Origin of the sequence: Streptomyces sp. Root1304, assembly GCF_001426405.1 — a bacterium.
Taxonomy (GTDB): domain Bacteria; phylum Actinomycetota; class Actinomycetes; order Streptomycetales; family Streptomycetaceae; genus Streptomyces.
In genome coordinates this window covers 108,161-127,139 of the sequence record NZ_LMEP01000028.1, presented here as the reverse complement: position 1 = coordinate 127,139, position 18,979 = coordinate 108,161, and the positions used below count along the sequence as shown (strand labels likewise).

The 18,979-nt window shown below is 71.8% G+C and carries 18 protein-coding genes; 9 read left to right on the top strand and 9 right to left on the bottom strand.

The annotated features are described in order from the left end of the window. Positions 1-186: 186 nt before the first annotated feature. From ASD33_RS32985 to ASD33_RS36675, 6 genes are all read left to right on the top strand, one after another. On the top strand, positions 187-2,544 hold the full coding sequence (locus ASD33_RS32985) for a SulP family inorganic anion transporter (RefSeq protein WP_056569308.1): 2,358 nt from the start codon (positions 187-189) through the stop codon (positions 2,542-2,544). A gap of 275 nt (positions 2,545-2,819) precedes the next feature. Continuing rightward, a complete protein-coding gene (gene acs, locus ASD33_RS32980) occupies positions 2,820-4,775 on the top strand; it encodes an acetate--CoA ligase (RefSeq protein ID WP_056569304.1) in 1,956 nt (651 codons plus the stop codon). A 277-nt stretch (positions 4,776-5,052) separates the two neighbouring features. Continuing rightward, positions 5,053-6,444: a Na+/H+ antiporter NhaA gene (gene nhaA / locus ASD33_RS32975; protein WP_056569301.1), complete on the top strand. Its 1,392-nt coding sequence runs from the start codon at positions 5,053-5,055 to the stop codon at positions 6,442-6,444. Positions 6,445-6,497: 53 nt separating this feature from the next. After that, on the top strand, positions 6,498-6,983 hold the full coding sequence (locus tag ASD33_RS32970; protein ID WP_056569299.1) for a phage holin family protein: 486 nt from the start codon (positions 6,498-6,500) through the stop codon (positions 6,981-6,983). Next, positions 6,980-7,918 (top strand): alpha/beta hydrolase, encoded by a 939-nt coding sequence (locus tag ASD33_RS32965; RefSeq protein WP_056569296.1) that lies wholly within the window; start codon positions 6,980-6,982, stop codon positions 7,916-7,918. Before ASD33_RS32970 ends, ASD33_RS32965 begins: the two co-directional genes overlap by 4 nt. Positions 7,919-8,106: 188 nt before the next feature. Next, entirely contained in the window at positions 8,107-8,304 is a 198-nt protein-coding gene (locus ASD33_RS36675) for a hypothetical protein (protein WP_079045143.1), read from the top strand. 25 nt (positions 8,305-8,329) lie between these two features. Here ASD33_RS36675 and ASD33_RS32960 read toward each other — a convergent pair whose 3' ends face one another. From ASD33_RS32960 to nth, 3 genes are all read right to left on the bottom strand, one after another. Beyond that, the gene (locus tag ASD33_RS32960) at positions 8,330-9,529 is read right to left on the bottom strand and encodes a MarP family serine protease (RefSeq protein WP_056569673.1); all 1,200 of its coding nucleotides are present in this window, start codon (positions 9,527-9,529) and stop codon (positions 8,330-8,332) included. Between the two features lie 87 nt (positions 9,530-9,616). Then, positions 9,617-10,321, bottom strand: a complete 705-nt coding sequence (locus ASD33_RS32955; protein WP_056569293.1) for a CoA pyrophosphatase — start codon at positions 10,319-10,321, stop codon at positions 9,617-9,619. Positions 10,322-10,431: 110 nt separating this feature from the next. Continuing rightward, positions 10,432-11,463, bottom strand: coding sequence for an endonuclease III (nth, locus tag ASD33_RS32950; protein ID WP_107103827.1), 1,032 nt, complete (start codon positions 11,461-11,463; stop codon positions 10,432-10,434). A gap of 185 nt (positions 11,464-11,648) precedes the next feature. Between nth and ASD33_RS32945 the strand changes: the two genes are divergently transcribed. Then, a complete protein-coding gene (locus ASD33_RS32945) occupies positions 11,649-12,323 on the top strand; it encodes a Crp/Fnr family transcriptional regulator (protein ID WP_015034542.1) in 675 nt (224 codons plus the stop codon). A 76-nt stretch (positions 12,324-12,399) separates the two neighbouring features. Here ASD33_RS32945 and ASD33_RS32940 read toward each other — a convergent pair whose 3' ends face one another. The 5 genes from ASD33_RS32940 to ASD33_RS35320 all read right to left on the bottom strand — a co-directional run bounded on the left by ASD33_RS32940 (position 12,400) and on the right by ASD33_RS35320 (position 15,949). Next, positions 12,400-13,284, bottom strand: a complete 885-nt coding sequence (locus ASD33_RS32940) for a prohibitin family protein (RefSeq protein WP_056569287.1) — start codon at positions 13,282-13,284, stop codon at positions 12,400-12,402. Positions 13,285-13,462: 178 nt separating this feature from the next. Continuing rightward, positions 13,463-14,293: an MBL fold metallo-hydrolase gene (locus ASD33_RS32935; protein WP_056569284.1), complete on the bottom strand. Its 831-nt coding sequence runs from the start codon at positions 14,291-14,293 to the stop codon at positions 13,463-13,465. Continuing rightward, a complete protein-coding gene (locus ASD33_RS32930; protein WP_242427255.1) occupies positions 14,290-15,234 on the bottom strand; it encodes an NUDIX hydrolase in 945 nt (314 codons plus the stop codon). The genes ASD33_RS32935 and ASD33_RS32930 overlap by 4 nt, the downstream gene beginning before the upstream one ends. Positions 15,235-15,323: 89 nt before the next feature. Continuing rightward, positions 15,324-15,794, bottom strand: coding sequence for a RidA family protein (locus ASD33_RS32925; RefSeq protein WP_056569281.1), 471 nt, complete (start codon positions 15,792-15,794; stop codon positions 15,324-15,326). Beyond that, entirely contained in the window at positions 15,791-15,949 is a 159-nt protein-coding gene (locus ASD33_RS35320; RefSeq protein ID WP_015034547.1) for a DUF4177 domain-containing protein, read from the bottom strand. The genes ASD33_RS32925 and ASD33_RS35320 overlap by 4 nt, the downstream gene beginning before the upstream one ends. 122 nt (positions 15,950-16,071) lie before the next feature. On the opposite strand from ASD33_RS35320, the gene ASD33_RS32920 reads away from it, so the two are divergent. Together ASD33_RS32920 and ASD33_RS32915 are read left to right on the top strand one after the other, a co-directional pair. Beyond that, positions 16,072-17,034, top strand: coding sequence for an ArsA-related P-loop ATPase (locus tag ASD33_RS32920; protein WP_199863639.1), 963 nt, complete (start codon positions 16,072-16,074; stop codon positions 17,032-17,034). Then, on the top strand, positions 17,031-18,500 hold the full coding sequence (locus ASD33_RS32915; RefSeq protein WP_056569275.1) for an ArsA family ATPase: 1,470 nt from the start codon (positions 17,031-17,033) through the stop codon (positions 18,498-18,500). The genes ASD33_RS32920 and ASD33_RS32915 overlap by 4 nt, the downstream gene beginning before the upstream one ends. On the opposite strand, the gene ASD33_RS32910 is transcribed toward ASD33_RS32915, so the two are convergent. Next, positions 18,497-18,841 (bottom strand): WhiB family transcriptional regulator, encoded by a 345-nt coding sequence (locus tag ASD33_RS32910; protein ID WP_026058363.1) that lies wholly within the window; start codon positions 18,839-18,841, stop codon positions 18,497-18,499. The two genes, ASD33_RS32915 and ASD33_RS32910, sit on opposite strands and share 4 nt — an antisense overlap. Positions 18,842-18,979: the final 138 nt, after the last annotated feature.

Below are 18,979 nucleotides of genomic sequence, written 5' to 3'. Positions count from 1 at the left end.
GCACGTTCTGTCACCGGAACCGGTGAATCGTTGCCCTGTTTGCCCCGAAAATAATGCCGCAGACTTTACTCTCCATTACTGTTCGTTTACTGAGTGTTGATGGCCGTCCCCGCCTTCACGACTCGGTGTCCCCGCCACTGCACCCCGCACGAGCCGCGACCACGCTGCCCCGGAGGAGACGGGAACATGACCCTCTGCACCCCTGCCCGCACGACCAACCGACCCCGCGTCCAGCGGCCCCACAGCCCGCCGAAGGGCCCGGGCCGCTTCCGCGTCGCCGGCGCCGACCTCTCCGCGTCGGTCGCCGTCTTCCTGATCGCGCTGCCGCTCTCGCTCGGCATCGCTCTCGCCACCGGAGCCCCGCTCCAGTCCGGCCTGGTCGCCGCCGCCGTCGGCGGTCTGGTCGCCGGCCGCTTCGGCGGCTCCCCGCTCCAGGTGAGCGGCCCCGCCGCCGGTCTCACCGTCGTGACCGCCGAGCTCATCCAGCTGTACGGCTGGCGCACCACCTGCGCGATCACCGTCCTCGCCGGACTCGTCCAGCTCGGCCTGTCCGCCCTCCGCGTGGCCCGCTCGGCGCTCGCCGTCTCGCCCGCGATCGTGCACGGCATGCTGGCCGGCATCGGCGCCACCATCGCCCTCGCCCAGCTCCACATCGTGCTCGGCGGCACCCCCCAGAGCTCCGCCGTGGCCAACGCCCTCGGCCTGCCCGCCCAGCTGGCGCACGCCCGGCCCGCCGCGCTCGGCATCAGCGCCCTCACCGTGGCCGTACTGCTGTGCTGGCCGCGGCTGCCGGGCCGCGCCGGGCGGCTCGTACGGAAGGTTCCGGCCGCGCTCGTCGCGGTGGCCGGGGCGACGGCCGTGGCGGCGCTCGCCGGGCTCGCCGTGCCCCGGGTCGACCTGCCGTCCTGGAGCAGCCACGCGCTGCCCGGCCTGCCCACGGGCCCGGTGCTCGGCATCGCGGCCGGGGTGCTCACGATCACCCTGGTCACCAGCGTGCAGTCACTGCTCTCCGCCGTCGCCGTCGACAAGCTGATCGCCGCCCGCCCGGACCACGGCATGGGCGTCCCGCGGTCCCGCCTCGACCGCGAACTCGCCGGTCAGGGCGCGGCGAACGTGGTCTCGGGGGCGCTCGGCGGCCTTCCGGTCGCCGGGGTCGCGGTCCGCAGCGTCGCCAACGTCTCGGCGGGCGCGGTGTCCCGCGCCTCCACGATGCTGCACGGACTCTGGATCGTGCTGGCGGCCCTGCTGCTCGTACCGGTGCTCGACCTGATCCCGCTGCCGGCGCTCGCCGCGCTCGTCATGGTGGTCGGCCTCCAGATGGTCAGCATCACCCACATCCGTACCGTCACCCGGCACCGCGAGGTCGTCGTCTACGCCGCGACCCTGTCCGGTGTCGTCCTCGTCGGCATCCTGGAGGGCGTGGCCCTCGGTGTCGGCGTGGCCATCGCCGTCGCCCTGCACCGGCTCGCCCGTACGCGGATCACCCGCGAGGAGCGGGACGGCCGTCAGCTGCTGCACGTACGCGGCCAGTTGACCTTCCTCGCCGTGCCCCGGCTGAGCCGGGCCCTGCACCAGCTGCCGCAGGGCTCGGACGTGGTGGTCGAGCTCGACGGGTCCTTCATGGACCACGCCGCCTACGAGACGCTGAGCGACTGGACCGCCGGGCATCTCGCCCATGGCGGGACGGTCGAGACGACCGGCCCGTCCGGCGCCCGGATCGCGGAGCCGGCCCCCACCGCCGCCTCGGCCGCCCATGCCTGCTGCCGCCCCTGGACGCCCTGGCACAACCACCAGTGCGGGGAGCGGCCGGCCGAGCGGGCCGAGAGCGAGACCCCCGAACGCCCGGCGGCGGGACTGCATCTGGCCAGCGGGATCGGCAAGTTCCAGCGGAACACCGCCCCGCTCGTCCGGGACGAGCTGGCGCGGCTCGCGCGGGAGGGCCAGACGCCCTCGCAGCTCTTCCTGACCTGCGCCGACTCCCGGCTCGTCACCAGCATGATCACGTCGAGCGGCCCCGGTGACCTCTTCACCGTGCGCAACGTCGGCAATCTCGTCCCCCTCCCCGGCGAGGAGAGCGGCGACGACTCGGTGGCGGCGGCGATCGAGTACGCGGTGGACGTGCTGCGGGTGGCGTCGATCACCGTCTGCGGCCACTCCGGCTGCGGCGCGATGCAGGCCCTGCTGAACGCGGGTCCGGACGATCCGCCGACCCCGCTCCGCCGCTGGCTGCGCCACGGCCGGCCCAGCCTGGAGCGGATGGCGAGCCGCAGACACGCCTGGGCCCGGATCTCCGGGCGGCTCCCGGCGGACGCGGTCGAGCAGCTCTGTCTGACGAACGTGGTGCAGCAGCTGGAGCACCTGCGGGCGTACGAGCCGGTGGCACGGCGTCTCGCCGAGGGCTCGCTGACGCTGCACGGCGTGTACTTCCACGTGGGCGAGGCGCAGGCGTACCTGCTCTCCGGCACGGACGAGGTGCACAGCTACGACGACGTCTTCACCCAGGTCATGCCGACCGAAGCGCTGGAACCGGCCCGCGCCTCCTGAGCGGGGCGGCGTGCCGCGCGAGCCGCGGGCCGCCCTCCCCCCGGACCCATCCGTCCCCTCATCCCGGCCCCGCGCGTCCTGAACCTTTCGCCGCGGCCGTCCGTGAGACTGTGTGGCCCCTTCTCCCACCGCTCGGGAAGAAGGGGCCCCCGCACGTCGGACGACTCACAGGTCTAAACCAATTGCCTGGATGCTCTTGTCACCCGGGCCTCCGACTGATGAGCTATGACGCGGGACACATACGCACAGAGGACGCCCTGGGAAAGGGAGATGTCGTGAGCAACGAAAGCCTGGCCAATCTGCTTCGGGAAGAGCGTCGATTTTCGCCGCCCGCCGAGCTGGCCGCGCACGCCAACGTGACGGCGGAGGCGTACGAGCAGGCCAAGGCGGACAGGCTGGGCTTCTGGGCCGAGCAGGCCAAGCGCCTGACCTGGGCCACCGAGCCGACCGAGACCCTCGACTGGTCGAACCCGCCGTTCGCCAAGTGGTTCGCGGACGGCGAGCTGAACGTGGCGTACAACTGCGTCGACCGGCACGTCGAGGCCGGCCACGGCGACCGCGTCGCCATCCACTTCGAGGGCGAGCCGGGCGACAGCCGCTCGATCACCTACGCCGAGCTCAAGGACGAGGTCTCCAGGGCCGCCAACGCCCTGACCGAACTGGGTGTCCGCAAGGGCGACCGGGTCGCCGTCTACCTGCCGATGATCCCCGAGGCCGCGATCACGATGCTGGCCTGCGCCCGCGTCGGCGCTGCCCACTCGGTGGTCTTCGGCGGCTTCTCCGCCGACGCCGTCGCCTCCCGCATCCAGGACGCCGACGCCAAGCTGGTCGTCACGGCCGACGGCGGCTACCGCCGCGGCAAGCCGAGCGCCCTCAAGCCGGCCATCGACGAGGCCGTCGCCAAGTGCCCGCAGGTCGAGCACGTCCTCGTGGTCCGCCGTACGGGCCAGGACACCGCCTTCACCGAGGGCCGGGACGTCTGGTGGGACGACATCGTCGCCCGTCAGTCCGCCGAGCACAGCCCGGAGGCGTTCCCGGCGGAGCACCCGCTCTTCATCCTCTACACCTCGGGCACCACCGGGAAGCCGAAGGGCATCCTGCACACCTCCGGCGGCTACCTCACCCAGGCCGCGTACACCCACAACGCCGTCTTCGACCTCAAGCCGGAGACCGACGTCTACTGGTGCACGGCCGACATCGGCTGGGTCACCGGGCACTCGTACATCGTCTACGGCCCGCTGGCCAACGGCGCGACGCAGGTCATGTACGAGGGCACCCCTGACACCCCGCACCAGGGGCGTTTCTGGGAGATCGTGCAGAAGTACGGCGTCACGATCCTCTACACGGCGCCCACCGCGATCCGTACGTTCATGAAGTGGGGCGACGACATCCCCGCGAAGTTCGACCTGTCGAGCCTCCGGGTGCTCGGCTCGGTCGGCGAGCCGATCAACCCCGAGGCCTGGGTCTGGTACCGCGAGCACATCGGCGCCGGGAAGACCCCGATCGTGGACACCTGGTGGCAGACCGAGACCGGCGCGATGATGATCTCGCCGCTGCCGGGCGTCACCGAGACCAAGCCGGGCTCCGCCCAGCGCCCGCTGCCGGGCATCTCCGCCACCGTCGTCGACGACGAGGCCAACGAGGTGCCGAACGGCGGCGGTGGCTACCTGGTCCTGACCGAGCCGTGGCCGTCGATGCTCCGCACCATCTGGGGCGACGACCAGCGGTACATCGACACCTACTGGTCCCGCTTCGAGGGCAAGTACTTCGCCGGTGACGGGGCCAAGAAGGACGAGGACGGCGACATCTGGCTGCTCGGCCGGGTCGACGACGTCATGCTCGTCTCGGGCCACAACATCTCGACCACCGAGGTCGAGTCGGCCCTCGTCTCGCACCCCGCCGTCGCGGAGGCCGCCGTCGTCGGCGCCGCCGACGAGACCACGGGTCAGGCGATCGTCGCGTTCGTCATCCTGCGCGGCACGGCGAGCGAGGACGAGAACCTGGTCGCCGAGCTGCGCAACCACGTCGGCGCGACCCTCGGCCCGATCGCGAAGCCGAAGCGCGTCCTGCCGGTGGCGGAGCTGCCGAAGACCCGCTCGGGCAAGATCATGCGCCGTCTGCTGCGTGACGTGGCGGAGAACCGGGAGCTGGGTGACGTCACCACGCTGACCGACTCCTCGGTCATGTCCCTCATCCAGACCCAGCTGCCGGCCGCGTCCAGCGAGGACTGAGCCGGGGCCGTACGCCACCGGCCACCACCCGGAGGGCTTACGCCTCCCCCGTACGCCGGAAACGCCCGTCCCGATCGCTTCGGGGCGGGCGTTTCCGCATCCGGCGGCCCGAGGGGACGAAACTCTCATATCTCCCTAGAGTGAATCTCGCCGGACGCAAAACCCGTCTCTTTAGGTAAGGTAAGGATCGCGTCAGGAACGCGACAGGAAAACCTAGGTGAGCCGGGAAGTCTGGTCGGCATGTGCTTCGCCCTGCCTGCCCGACGGAGGTCCCCACGTGTCCGCGCCCACCGACCGCAAATTCCTCGGCCGCCTCTCGCTGCCCGAGCGGCGCTATCTCGCCGACGCCCTGCGCACCGAGACCGTCGGCGGTGTTCTGCTCCTCGTCGCCGCCGTCGCCGCCCTCGTCTGGGCCAACACCCCGCTGAGCGACAGCTACGAGTCCGTCAGCAGCTTCCACATGGGCCCCGCCGCCCTCGGCCTCGACCTGTCGATCCAGCACTGGGCCGCCGACGGCCTCCTCGCGATCTTCTTCTTCGTCGCAGGCATCGAGCTCAAGCGCGAACTCGTCGCGGGCGAGCTCCGCGACCCCAAGGCCGCCGCGCTCCCCGTCATCGCCGCGCTCTGCGGCATGGCCGCGCCCGCCCTCGTCTACACCCTGGTCAACACCGTCGGCAACGGCTCCCTGGACGGCTGGGCCGTCCCCACCGCCACCGACATCGCCTTCGCGCTCGCCGTCCTCGCGGTCATCGGCACCTCGCTGCCCTCCGCGCTCCGCGCCTTCCTGCTCACCCTCGCCGTCGTCGACGACCTCTTCGCGATCCTGATCATCGCGGTCTTCTTCACCAGCGACCTGAACTTCGCGGCCCTCGGCGGCGCCGTCGCCGGACTCGTCCTCTTCTGGTTCCTGCTCCGCAAGGAGGTCCGTGGCTGGTACGTGTACGTCCCGCTGGCCCTGGTCATCTGGGGCCTGATGTACAACAGCGGCGTCCACGCCACCATCGCCGGCGTCGCCATGGGCCTGATGCTGCGCTGCACCACCCGGGAGGGCGAGGACCACTCCCCCGGCGAGCACATCGAGCACCTGGTCCGCCCCCTCTCGGCCGGCCTCGCCGTCCCGCTGTTCGCGCTGTTCTCCGCCGGTGTCAGCGTCTCCGGCGGCGCGATCCACAACGTGTTCACCCAGCCGGTCACCCTCGGTGTCGTCCTCGGCCTCGTCGTCGGCAAGGCGATCGGCATCTTCGGCGGCACCTGGCTCGCCGCCCGCTTCACCCGGGCGGAGCTCAACCCCGAACTGGCCTGGGCGGACGTGTTCGCGGTCGCCTCGCTCGCCGGGATCGGCTTCACCGTCTCGCTCCTCATCGGAGAGCTGGCCTTCGCCGGCGACGCCGCCCTCACCGACGAGGTGAAGGCCTCCGTCCTCGTCGGCTCGCTCATCGCGGCCGTCCTCGCCTCCGTCCTGCTGAAACTGCGGGTCAGGAAGTACCAGGCGCTCGTCACCGCCGAGGACCGCGACGAGGACCAGGACGGCATCCCCGACATCTACGAGGAGGACAACCCCGAGTACCACCTCCGGATGGCCGAGATCTACGAGAAGAAGGCCGCCGAACACCGCCAGCGCGCCCAACTGGCGGGGGCACCGCGCGACGGGGCCGACCGTCCGGCATGATCTGAGTCGGACCGCAGAAGGACTCGGACCGCAGAAGAGAAGAGGGAGCAGGGATGAGCGACCCGTTCGACGGAACCGAGCGCAGCCTCGGCCAGCTGGTCGCCTCGGCGACGGCCGAGATGTCCGCGCTGGTGCATGACGAGATCGCGCTGGCCAAGGCCGAGATCCGCCAGGACGTGAAGCGCGGGGTGTTCGGCAGTGTGGCGGGCATCGCGGCCGCCGTGGTGCTGCTGTTCTCGCTGCCGATGCTGAGCTTCGCGCTCGCGTACGCCATCAACACCTGGACCGGCGGGCACAACGGCAACGGCGGCTGGAACCTGATCTGGTGCTTCCTGCTGTCCTTCGCGTTCAACGTGCTGCTCGCGGTCCTGCTCGGGCTGATCGCCTGGGCCAAGTTCAAGAAGGTCAAGCCGCCGGAGAAGTCCATCGCCTCCGCCAAGCAGACGGCCGCCGTGCTCTCGACCGTCAAGCCGCACCCCCGCCCCGCGCAGGACAAGGCGCTGGAGAAGGCCTCCGCTGTGGCACGCTCGTCCGTATGACCCTCCCCGAGAGCGGCAACGGCGGGCCCGTACGGCTCGACGGGCCGTGGACCCATCGCGACGTCGCCGCCAACGGCGCCCGTTTCCACATCGCCGAGATGGGCGACGGCCCGCTGGTGCTGCTCCTGCACGGCTTCCCGCAGTTCTGGTGGACCTGGCGCCACCAGCTGCCCGTCCTCGCGGAGGCCGGTTTCCGCGCCGTCGCGATGGACCTGCGCGGGGTCGGCGGCAGCGACCGCACCCCCCGGGGTTACGACCCCGCCAACCTGGCCCTCGACGTCACCGGCGTGATCCGCTCCCTGGGCGAGCCGGACGCGGCGCTCGTCGGGCACGACCTGGGCGGCTACCTCGCCTGGACGGCGGCCGTGATGCGGCCGAAGCTGGTCCGCCGGCTGGTGGTCTCCTCGATGCCGCATCCGCGCCGCTGGCGCTCGGCGATGCTCGCCGACTTCGCCCAGTCGCGGGCCGGATCGCACGTGTGGGGTTTCCAGCGGCCGTGGCTGCCGGAGCGTCAGCTCGTCGCGGACGACGCCGCGCTGGTGGGCGAGCTGATCCGGGACTGGTCGGGGCCGCAGCCCCGGCGCTCCTCGGAGGACGAGGCCATCGAGGTGTACCGGCGGGCGATGCTGGTGCCGTCGACGGCGCACTGCTCGATCGAGCCGTACCGCTGGATGGTGCGTTCCCTGGCGCGGCCGGACGGCATCCAGTTCAACCGGCGCATGAAGCGGCCGGTGCGGGTGCCGACGCTGCATCTGCACGGCTCCCTGGACCCGGTGATGCGGACCCGGAGCGCGGCGGGCTCGGGCGAGTACGTGGAGGCTCCGTACCGCTGGCGGCTCTTCGACGGCCTCGGGCACTTCCCGCACGAGGAGGACCCGGTGGCCTTCTCCACGGAGCTGGTCAACTGGCTGAAGGACCCCGAGCCCGACCGCTGAAGGACCGGTCCGGCCCGCTGAGGGCGCTCGTACGCCCCCGCCGACGGCACTCGTCCGGTCCGCTGACGGCCCCTCTGTTCCCGTGGGGGCGTACAGACTTCCTTCGAACGGCCATGTGCCCCGCGCATACTCCAATTGGAGTGCCCTCGGGTGGTTACCGACCTTGGGCCCCGGGCAGACGTCGAGGTATGGGCTGGACGCACGACTACGGTGACACGACCGCACGCAACCGCCGCTCGGCCGCAGGGCCGGGCGCTCGCGAAGGGGGAGGCCCGCCGGATCAGGGCCGCGCGCACGCCGTGCAAGGGGTGGGGATCTCGCGCATCCTGCGCCGCCGGGCCCGCTGGGTCTCGGCCCGCCTCAGGCATCCACGCGACACCGCCTAGGGCCTCGGCCTCGGGGCCCGGTGGGCTAGAGGGCGCAGGACTGGGTGTCGACCTGCTGGTCGGCGGTCCTGCCGCGCTCGATGTCCTCGCGGATCTCGTCGGCCGTCAGGGCGTAGCCGGTGTTGGCGTCGTCGAGGGAGCGGGCGAAGATCACCCCGTAGACCTTGCCGTCCTCGGTGAGGAGCGGACCGCCGGAGTTCCCCTGGCGGACCGTCGTGTACAGCGAGTACACGTCCCTGCGCACCTCGCCACGACGGTAGATGTCGGGTCCGTCGGCGTTGATACGGCCCCGGACGCGCGCCGAGCGCACGTCGTACGAGCCGTTCTCCGGGAAACCGGCGACGATCGCGTCGTCACCGCTGCGGGCGTCCTCGTCGGTGAAGGGCAGCGGCGTGGCCTTGAGTCCCGGCACGTCCAGGACGGCGATGTCGCGCTGCCAGTCGTAGAGGACGACCTTGGCGTCGTAGAGCTTCCCCACGCCGCCTATCTGGACGGTCGGCTCGTCGACGCCGCCGACGACGTGCGCGTTGGTCATGATCCGGCGGTCGGCGAAGACGAAGCCGGTGCCTTCGAGGACCTTGCCGCAGCTCTGCGCGGTGCCGACGACCTTCACGATGGAGCGCTTGGCGAGGGCGGCGACGGGGCTGTCGGCGAGCTTCGGGTCGGGGGGCATGACCGGGGTGATCGGCTCGTCGGCGAAGGGGTTGAAGACCGGCGGGAAGCCGCTGCGCGCGAGCGTGGAGGTGAAGTCGGTGAACCAGCCGGACGCCTGATCCGGCATCACCTCCTGCACGCCGAGCAGCACCTTGGAGTTCCGCACCTCCTTGCCCAGGGTGGGCATGGAGGTACGGGCGAGGCCGGAGCCGATGAGCCAGGCCACGAGCAGCATCGCGACGACGTTGACCAGGGCGCCGCCGGTGGCGTCCAGGGCGCGCACGGGCGACCAGGTGATGTGGCGGCGCAGCTTGTTGCCCAGGTGGGTGGTGAAGGCCTGGCCGACGGAGGCGCAGACGATGACCACCATCACGAAGACGACCGTCGCGGTGGTCGAGACCTCGCTGTGGTCGGTCAGCTTGTCCCAGAGGATCGGGAGCAGCAGGACGGCGACCAGGCCGCCGCCGAGGAAGCCGATCACGGACAGGATGCCGACGACGAAGCCCTGGCGGTATCCGATGATCGCGAACCACACGGCGGCGAGCAGCAGCAAGATGTCCAGCACGTTCACCGTCAATTGCCTCGCAGATTCGTTTTCCGGTCGCCGGGGGCAGCCTGTCGTTCGTCGGGATCAGCCTGTTCGCCGGGGATCAGCCTGTCATGAGCGCCAGTCGAGCGGGACCTGCTTCGACCGGTCCCAGGGGCGCTCCCAACCGGAGAAGTGCAGTAGCCGGTCGATCACACCGGCCGTAAAACCCCAGACCAGAGCGGACGCGACCAGGAACGCTGGGCCCTGGTGGCCGCTCGGGTGGATCGCGGTGGCGCGGTTCACGGGATCCGTGAGATCCGCCACGGGCACGGTGAAGACCCGGGCGGTCTCGCCGGGGTCGACCACCCCGATGGGGCTGGGGGTGCGCCACCAGCCGAGGACCGGGGTGACGACGAAGCCGCTGACCGGGATGTAGAGCTGGGGCAGGACGCCGAAGAGCTGGACGCCCGCCGGGTCGAGGCCGGTCTCCTCCTGGGCCTCCCGGAGCGCGGCGCGCAGCAGGCCGCCCTCGGCCGGGGGGCCGTCCTCGGGGTCGAGGGCGCCGCCCGGGAAGGAGGGCTGGCCGGCGTGCGAGCGGAGGCTGCCGGCGCGCTCCATGAGCAGCAGTTCGGGTCCGCGCTCGCCCTCGCCGAAGAGGACGAGGACGGCGGACTGGCGTCCGGCGCCGCTCGCGGGCGGCAGGAAGCGGCTCAGCTGCTCCGGCTCGACGGTGCGGGCGGCCCGGTCGACGGGCCCGAGCCAGGCGGGCAGCCCGTCCCTCTTGAGCAGGCCGCCGATACCGGGACCGTGGATCTCTTCGTCAGTGCGCGTCATAGGCACCCCCGTGGTTCACAACGCGATCGGTGTACGGGTTCGTTCCCTCCGGCGGGTCGCCCGAAGGGGTGGAGCGGAGGGGCGGGACGGAGGGATCCCGGCGGGCGGGGTCAGTCGCTCGCGCCCAGCGGGGGCGCGGGGCGGCCGGGGTAGTCCGGGGGCGGGTTGAGCCGCTGGCCGGGGAAGCCGCCCTTCTCGTACTTGAGCAGCTTCCTCGCCTTCTCGGGGTCGGTCTCGCCCTCGCCGTACGAGGGGCAGAGGTGGGTGATCGGGCAGGCGCCGCAGGCGGGCTTGCGGGCGTGGCAGATGCGCCGGCCGTGGAAGATCACCCGGTGCGAGAGCATCGTCCACTCGCTCTTCGGGAAGATCTCGGCGATCTCCGCCTCGATCTTCACCGGGTCCTCCTGCTCGGTCCACTTCCAGCGCCGGACCAGCCGCATGAAGTGGGTGTCGACGGTGATGCCGGGGACCCCGAAGGCGTTGCCGAGGACGACGAAGGCGGTCTTGCGGCCGACGCCCGGGAGCGTGACGAGGTCGTCCAGGCGGCCGGGGACCTCGCCGCCGAAGTCGTCCCTGAGGGCGGCGGCCAGGCCCATGATCGACCTGGTCTTGGCGCGGAAGAAGCCGGTGGGCCGGATCAGCTCCTCGACCTCCTCGGGCACGGCGGCGGCGAGGTCCTCGGGCGTGGGGTACTTCGCGAAGAGGGCGGGGGTGGTCTGGTTGACCCGCAGGTCGGTGGTCTGGGCCGAGAGGACCGTGGCGACGAGCAGCTCGAAGGGGTTGCGGAAGTCGAGCTCCGGATGGGCGTACGGGTAGACCTCGGCGAGCTCGCGGTTGATCTTCCTGGCGCGCCGGACCATCGCGAGCCGCGACTCGGGCTTGGCGGTCTTCGCGGCCCGGACGGTCTTCGCGGTCCTGGCGGGTTCAGCCGCCCCGGCGGTCTTCGCGGCCCGGACGGTCTTCGCGGTCTTGGCGGGTTCAGCCGCCCCGGCGGGCTTCGCGGGCTTCCGATTCGGCACGTCGGCCTTCCGATTTGCGGCTTTCGCCCGTTTCGACACGCCGTGTTCGCCCACGGCGGAATTACCTTCGGCCGACACTCTTCCAGCCCCCTTGGCCTGCGCTGTCACCGGCGAGTTGGACACCCGGCCAGCCTAGGGGCCACCACCGACATCCGCCCCGGGCGTGGCCGATCGGAGCCCAATCGGGCCCCTGCCGTACGGACGGGCGGCTCGGTGAGTCAAACTTGTTGTGATTGATCGCACTGTTTTGTACGTCCGGCATCATGGGACCCAGGTCCCTGAGCAGGTCGACAGTATGGAGAGAACTCGTGGACGACGTTCTGCGGCGCGCCCCGCTCTTCGCGGCGCTCGATGACGAGCAGGCTGCCGAGCTGCGCGCCTCGATGAGTGAGGCGACCCTCGCCCGAGGCGACGCGCTCTTCCATGAGGGCGACCCCGGTGACCGCCTCTACGTGGTGACCGAGGGCAAGGTGAAGCTGCACCGCACCTCTCCCGACGGCCGCGAGAACATGCTGGCGGTCCTCGGCCCCGGCGAGCTCATCGGCGAGCTGTCCCTCTTCGACCCGGGCCCGCGCACCGCGACCGCGACGGCGCTGACCGAGGTCAAGCTGCTCGGCCTCGGCCACGGCGACCTCCAGCCCTGGCTGAACGCGCGCCCCGAGGTGGCCACCGCGCTGCTGCGCGCCGTCGCCCGCCGGCTGCGCAAGACCAACGACCAGATGTCCGACCTGGTCTTCTCCGACGTCCCGGGCCGTGTCGCCCGTGCGCTCCTCGACCTGTCGCGCCGCTTCGGCGTGCAGTCCGAGGAGGGCATCCACGTCGTCCACGACCTCACCCAGGAGGAGCTGGCCCAGCTGGTCGGCGCCTCCCGCGAGACGGTCAACAAGGCGCTCGCCGACTTCGCCCAGCGCGGCTGGCTGCGCCTGGAGGCCCGCGCCGTGATCCTGCTGGACGTGGAGCGCCTCGCGAAGCGCTCGCGCTAGTACGCAGGCAGCAGACGAGGAAGGCCGCCCCGGTCCGACGACCGGGGCGGCCTTCCTCGTCTCCGCGCGGACCGGGTCAGCGCTTGGAGCCGTCCACGATCACCGGGGCGGAGTTGCCGTTCCCGCAGGGGACGGTGTAGATCGCGTTCTTCGCGGCCGCCTCCTTGAACGCGTCGATGCACTGGTTCATCAGGACCTTGTCCGTCAGCGAGTCGTTGAGGATCTTGTTGGCGCGGGCGATGCCCTCCGCCTCGATCCGGCGCCGGTCGGCCTCGGCCTTGGCCGTACGGGAGGCCTCGGTGGCCCGCTCGGTGGCCTGCTGCTGCTGGATCTTGCGGTCGATCTGCCCCTGGAGGGCGTCCGAGGGCTTCACGTTGCGCAGGTTGACCGTGGTCACGGTGATGCCGCGCGGGGCCAGCCGCTCCTTGATCAGGGTGCCGATCTCGGCGTTGATCTTCTCGCGGTCGGAGGCGTAGCCCTGCTCGCTGGAGTAGCGGGCGAAGACGTTGCGGACGATCTCACGGCTGTCGGGGTAGACCAGCCGCTGCTGGATGGCGTCCTCGGTGCCCGCGAGCTTGTACAGCTCGACGGCCTTGGACGGGACGACGGCCCACTTCACCGTCACCTCGGCGTACATGACACCGCCCTGCGAGGAGCGGACCTCGACCACGTCCTTGTCGGAGAGGTTGAGGTCGACCGGGCGGGTCGAGAAGGTCGTGACGCTCGTGAACGGCGACTTCACGTGCATGCCCGAGGTCATCGGCGAGCCGACCTTGCCGAAGGCGACCGGCACGCCGACCTCGTACGCGCTGATCACGTACGTCATGCTCACGATCAGCGAGAAGAGGCCGGCCAGGACCGCTCCGAGGGCGCCGAACTTCAGGCCCTTGGAGTCGTTGGCGCGGCCGATGAAGAAGAGCACCACTGCGGCTATGACCAGCAGGATGGCGATGACGAACACGGGCGTTCCCCCCGAAAGCTACGGCCAGAAGTAAGCGGAGCGTAAAGCACGGGTCAAGCCCGTCACCCCGCCGGGGCCCTCCTCGGGACAGGATCGTGACCCGCGCCGACACCGGGCCCGCGCCCGCAGGCGCTCCACGCGCCGACACCGGACCCGCTCCCGCAGGCGCTCCACTCGCCTAGACCAGGCCACGCTCCCGCAGGTACTCCAGCTGCGCCCGCACGGACAGCTCGGCCGCCGGCCACAGCGAGCGGTCCACGTCCGCGTAGACATGGGCGACCACCTCGGCCGGCGTCCGGTGGCCGTTCTCGACCGCCGTCTCGACCTGGGCGAGCCGCCCCGCCCGGTGCGCGAGGTAGAACTCCACGGCCCCCTGCGCGTCCTCCAGGACCGGCCCGTGCCCCGGCAGCACCGTGTGGACCCCGTCGTCGACCGTCAGCGACCGCAGCCGCCGCAGCGAGTCCAGGTACTCGCCCAGACGCCCGTCCGGATGGGCCACCATCGTCGTCCCGCGCCCCAGGATCGTGTCCCCCGTCAGCACCGCCCCGTCGGCGGGCAGATGGAAGGAGAGCGAGTCCGAGGTGTGCCCGGGCGTCGGGACCACCCGCAGCTCCAGACCGCCGACCGTCACCACCTCCCCCGCGCCCAGCCCCTCGTCGCCGAGCCGCAGCGCCGGGTCCAGGGCCCGTACGGCCGTCCCGGTCAGCTCCGCGAACCGTCCCGCGCCCTCCGCGTGGTCCGGGTGGCCGTGGGTCAGCAAGGTCAGCGCGACCCGCTTGCCGAGCCGCTCGGCGGTCTCGGTCACCCGGCGCAGGTGGACCTCGTCGAGCGGGCCCGGGTCGACGACGACGGCGAGGTCCGAGCCGGGCTCCGAGAGGAGCCAGGTGTTGGTGCCGTCCAGGGTCATCGCGGACGGGTTCGGCGCGAGGACGTTCACCGCGCGGGCGGTCGCGGGACCGGACTCCACGACTCCGCGCGGCTGTCCGGGCAGGGCCTCCGCGTCGCTCATCGCGTGCCTCCCATCGGGATGACCTTGGTGAACTCCTCGTGCCCCGGCCAGCTCAGGACCAGCTCGTCGCCCTCCAGGCGCGCCCGCGCGAGCACCGGGGTCATGTCCTGCTCCCCCGCCGCCGCGAGCGCCCCGGCGGTCGTGCCGTAGGGCTCCAGGGTCCGCAGCGTCGAGATCGTCGGCGGCATCATCGTCAGCTCTCCCCGGTCGTAGCCCGCCGCCGCCTCCGACGGACGGATCCAGACCGTGCGGTCGGCCTCGGTGGAGGCGTTGCGGGTGCGCTGCCCGGCCGGCAGCACCGCCACGAAGAACCAGGTGTCGTACCGGCGCTGCTCGAACTCGGGCGTGATCCACCGCGCCCACGCGCCGAGCAGGTCGGAGCGCAGCACGAGCCCCCGGCGGTCCAGGAAGTCCGCGAAGGACAGCTCCCGGGCGACGAGCGCCTCCCGGTCCCGCTCCCAGTCCTCGCCGGTCGTGTCCCCGACCACCGAGTCCTCGGTCTCCCCGGCGAGCAGGACGCCCGCCTCCTCGTACGTCTCGCGCACGGCGGCGCAGACCACGGCCTGGGCCTGCGCGGGGTCGTCGAGGCCGAGCCGGGCCGCCCAGACGTCCAGGGAGGGGCCCGCCCAGCGCACCGGCTGCTCGTCCCGCGGGTCGACGCCGCCGCCGGGGTAGGCGTACGCGCCGCCCGCGAAGGCCATCGAGGTGCGGCGGCGCAGCATGTGGACCTCGGGACCGGCACCGGCGTCCCCGTCCCTCAGAAGCAGGACGGTGGCGGCGCGCCGGGGGGCCACCGGGGTCAGTTCACCGGCGGCGAGGGCGCGGATGCGGTCGGGCCACTCCGGCGGGTACCACTGGCCGTTCGACTGCTTCGGCCGCGGCGGCCGCTGCGGCTCCCGCGAGGACTCTTCCGACTGCTTCGGCTGACCATTCGTCGACATGGCCGGATGCTATGCGCAAGCATCCGAATGCACGAGAGCCGGTTTCCCAGGCTGTGGAAAACCGGCTCCCTGTCGTACGGGTTCGGCGGTCAGGCCTCGACCAGCTCCACCTGGACCTCGACCTCGACCGGCGCGTCGAGCGGCAGCACGGCCACGCCGACGGCGCTGCGCGCGTGCACGCCCTTGTCGCCGAGGACCGCGCCGAGCAGCTCGCTGGCGCCGTTGATGACGCCCGGCTGGCCGGTGAAGTCGGGGGCGGAGGCGACGAAGCCGACGACCTTCACGACCCGCTTGATCCGGTCCAGGTCACCGGCGACCGACTTCACGGCCGCCAGCGCGTTCAGCGCGCAGGTGGCCGCGAGCTGCTTGGCCTCCTCGGCGGTGACCTCGGCACCGACCTTGCCGGTCAGCTGGAGCTCGCCGCCCACCATCGGGAGCTGGCCCGAGGTGTAGACGTACACGCCCGACTGCACGGCCGGCTGGTACGCGGCCAGCGGCGGCACGACCGCCGGCAGGGTCAGGCCGAGCTCGGCGAGCTTCGCCTCGACGGCCCCGCTCACGACTTGGCCCGCTTCAGGTAGGCCACGAGCTGCTCGGGGTTGTTCGGCCCGGGCACGACCTGGACGAGCTCCCAGCCGTCCTCGCCCCAGGTGTCCAGAATCTGCTTGGTCGCGTGCACCAGAAGCGGCACCGTGACGTACTCCCACTTGGTCATGGGCCGACTGTATCCGCTGACGACGGGCGGCCCCCCGAGGCGGCCCCCGAAGCCTCCCCTAGGGACCTTCTCCGGGGCGGCCTCCTGATTGGGCGCGGCCGCCAGTGGTTAGGCTCGACAACGTGAGCAGGCTCCAGGTCGTCAGCGGCAAGGGCGGTACCGGTAAGACGACGGTCGCCGCCGCCCTCGCCCTCGCCCTCGCGACGGAGGGGAAGCGGACCCTCCTCGTCGAGGTCGAAGGCAGACAGGGCATCGCACAGCTCTTCGAGACGGAATCCCTTCCGTACGAGGAGCGCAAGATCGCCGTCGCCCCGGGCGGCGGCGAGGTGTACGCGCTGGCCATCGACGCCGAGCGCGCGCTCCTCGACTACCTCCAGATGTTCTACAAACTGGGCGGTGCGGGGCGGGCCCTGAAGAAACTCGGCGCGATCGACTTCGCGACGACGATAGCGCCGGGCGTACGGGACGTCCTGCTGACCGGCAAGGCCTGCGAGGCGGTCAGGCGGCGCGAGAAGCACGGCGGGCACACCTACGACCACGTGGTGATGGACGCGCCGCCCACCGGCCGCATCACCCGCTTCCTCAACGTCAACGACGAGGTCGCGGGGCTGGCCAGGATCGGCCCGATACACAACCAGGCGCAGGCCGTCATGCGGGTTCTCAAGTCCCCCGAGACGGCCGTGCACCTGGTGACCCTGCTGGAGGAGATGCCGGTCCAGGAGACCGCGGACGGCATCGCGGAGCTCCGGGCCGCCGAACTGCCGGTGGGCCGGGTCGTGGTGAACATGGTCCGCCCGCACGTTCTCGACGAGGCGGCGGTACGGGCCGCCTCCGGCGACCACCGGGACGCCGTCGCGCGCACCCTGGTCGCCGCGGGGGTCGCCGACGGCACCACGCTGGTCGAGCCGCTCCTCGACGAGGCGGCCGGGCACGCCCGGCGGGTGGAGCTGGAGCGGACGCAGCGCGCGGTCCTCGACGACCTCGGCGTCCCCTCGTACGAGCTCCCCTTCCTGGGGGACGGGGCGGACATCGCGGGGCTCTACCGGCTGGCGAAGGAACTGCGGAAGCAAGGGGTGGGCGCGTGACGGAGAAGGCCGCCGGCACCGGGGAGGGGCTCGACGCCGTCCCCGTCCTGGAGCTCGACCCGCTGATCGACGACCCGGGCACCCGCATCGTCGTCTGCTGCGGCGCCGGCGGGGTCGGCAAGACGACCACGGCGGCGGCGCTCGGCGTGCGGGCGGCCGAGCGCGGCCGGCGGGTCGTCGTCCTCACCATCGACCCGGCCCGTCGCCTCGCCCAGTCGATGGGCATCGACTCCCTCGACAACACCCCGCGCAAGGTGGAGGGCATCAAGGGCTCGGACGGCGGCGAACTGCACGCCATGATGCTGGACATGAAGCGGACCTTCGACGAGATCGTCGAGGCGCACGCGGATCCCGAGCGGGCGCGGGCGATCCTGGAGAACCCCTTCTACCAGTCCCTGTCGGCCGGATTCGCCGGTACGCAGGAGTACATGGCGATGGAGAAGCTGGGCCAGCTGCGGGCCCGCGACGAGTGGGACCTGATCGTCGTGGACACCCCGCCGTCCCGGTCCGCGCTGGACTTCCTGGACGCGCCGAAGCGGCTGGGGTCCTTCCTCGACGGGAAGTTCATCAAGCTGCTCATGGCCCCCGCGAAGGTGGGCGGCCGGGCCGGGATGAAGTTCCTCAACGTCGGCATGTCGATGATGACGGGGACCCTCGGAAAGCTGCTGGGGGGTCAGTTCCTCAAGGACGTGCAGACGTTCGTCGCGGCGATGGACACGATGTTCGGCGGCTTCCGGACCCGCGCCGACGCCACGTACAAGCTGCTCCAGGCCCCGGGCACGGCCTTCCTCGTGGTCGCCACGCCGGAGCGGGACGCACTGCGCGAGGCGGCGTACTTCGTGGAGCGGCTGGCCGCCGAGGACATGCCGCTGGCCGGTCTCGTCCTCAACCGCGTGCACGGCAGCGGCGCCGTCCGGCTGTCGGCCGAGCGGGCCCGGGCGGCCGCGGAAAATCTTGAGGAGGGGCGCATTGTGGATCAGGAGGACGGGCAGACTCGACGGAGTGGCTCCCCGGCCACCGACCCCGAGCCGTCCGAACTCGCCACCGCCGCCGCACATTCCGTATCCGAGGCTGCCCCCACAGCCGAACCGGCACAGGAAACAGACACGGACGCGACCGCGTACACCGACGTGGACACCCACGTCGATCCCCCCGCGGACGCGGCCACCGACGACGCTGACACCGACACGGACGCGCGCGCGTCTGCCGACGTGGACACCGACGTGCGCCGTCTCACGGCCGGACTCCTCCGCCTGCATGCCGAGCGCATGCGGGTGCTCACGCGTGAGCGGCGCACGCGCGACCGCTTCACCGCGCTCCACCCCGAGGTGGCGGTGACCGAGGTGGCGGCCCTGCCCGGCGATGTGCACGACCTCGCCGGGCTGCGGGCCATCGGTGACCGTCTCACGAGCGGACGGACTCCCTCGGACCGAAGGGTCCCCGATCGGACCCCCGACCGGGTCTAACCCACCGCGGCGTACGCCTCGTACGTCGCGTCGTCCTCCATGGCCACGGGCAGCAGGCCCGCTCCGCGCTCGTACTCGGTGCGCGCGGTCTCCAGGAGCCGGCGCCACGAGGTGACCGTCGGCCTCCGTCGCAGCAGCGCACGGCGCTCGCGCTCCGTCATGCCGCCCCACACACCGAACTCCACCCGGTTGTCGAGGGCGTCGGCCAGGCACTCGGTCCGCACCGGACATCCGGTGCACACCGCCTTTGCCCTGTTCTGTGCCGCTCCCTGCACGAAAAGTTCATCCGGATCGGTAGTGCGGCAGGCCGCCTGCGCACTCCAGTCAGCTACCCAGCCCATACCGGCGCCGTCCTCTCCCGAATCGAGGCTCCCCCACGGCGACAGCGGCATATTCACCGCTGCCAGTTGGGACGTTACGGAAGGTGGGCACAGCGCAACACCCCCTTCGGGCCCAATCTTGGATGGCCCGAACGGACT

What these genes read in the sequence shown, in the direction of transcription:
- ASD33_RS32985 (WP_056569308.1), top strand. Translation starts at nt 187, where the DNA reads ATGACCCTCTGCACCCCTGCCCGCACGACCAACCGACCCCGCGTCCAG.
- ASD33_RS32970 (WP_056569299.1), top strand. Translation starts at nt 6,498, where the DNA reads ATGAGCGACCCGTTCGACGGAACCGAGCGCAGCCTCGGCCAGCTGGTC.
- ASD33_RS32965 (WP_056569296.1), top strand. Translation starts at nt 6,980, where the DNA reads ATGACCCTCCCCGAGAGCGGCAACGGCGGGCCCGTACGGCTCGACGGG.
- ASD33_RS36675 (WP_079045143.1), top strand. Translation starts at nt 8,107, where the DNA reads ATGGGCTGGACGCACGACTACGGTGACACGACCGCACGCAACCGCCGC.
- ASD33_RS32955 (WP_056569293.1), bottom strand. Translation starts at nt 10,321, where the DNA reads ATGACGCGCACTGACGAAGAGATCCACGGTCCCGGTATCGGCGGCCTG.
- ASD33_RS32935 (WP_056569284.1), bottom strand. Translation starts at nt 14,293, where the DNA reads ATGAGCGACGCGGAGGCCCTGCCCGGACAGCCGCGCGGAGTCGTGGAG.
- ASD33_RS32930 (WP_242427255.1), bottom strand. Translation starts at nt 15,234, where the DNA reads ATGTCGACGAATGGTCAGCCGAAGCAGTCGGAAGAGTCCTCGCGGGAG.
- ASD33_RS35320 (WP_015034547.1), bottom strand. Translation starts at nt 15,949, where the DNA reads ATGACCAAGTGGGAGTACGTCACGGTGCCGCTTCTGGTGCACGCGACC.
- ASD33_RS32910 (WP_026058363.1), bottom strand. Translation starts at nt 18,841, where the DNA reads ATGGGCTGGGTAGCTGACTGGAGTGCGCAGGCGGCCTGCCGCACTACC.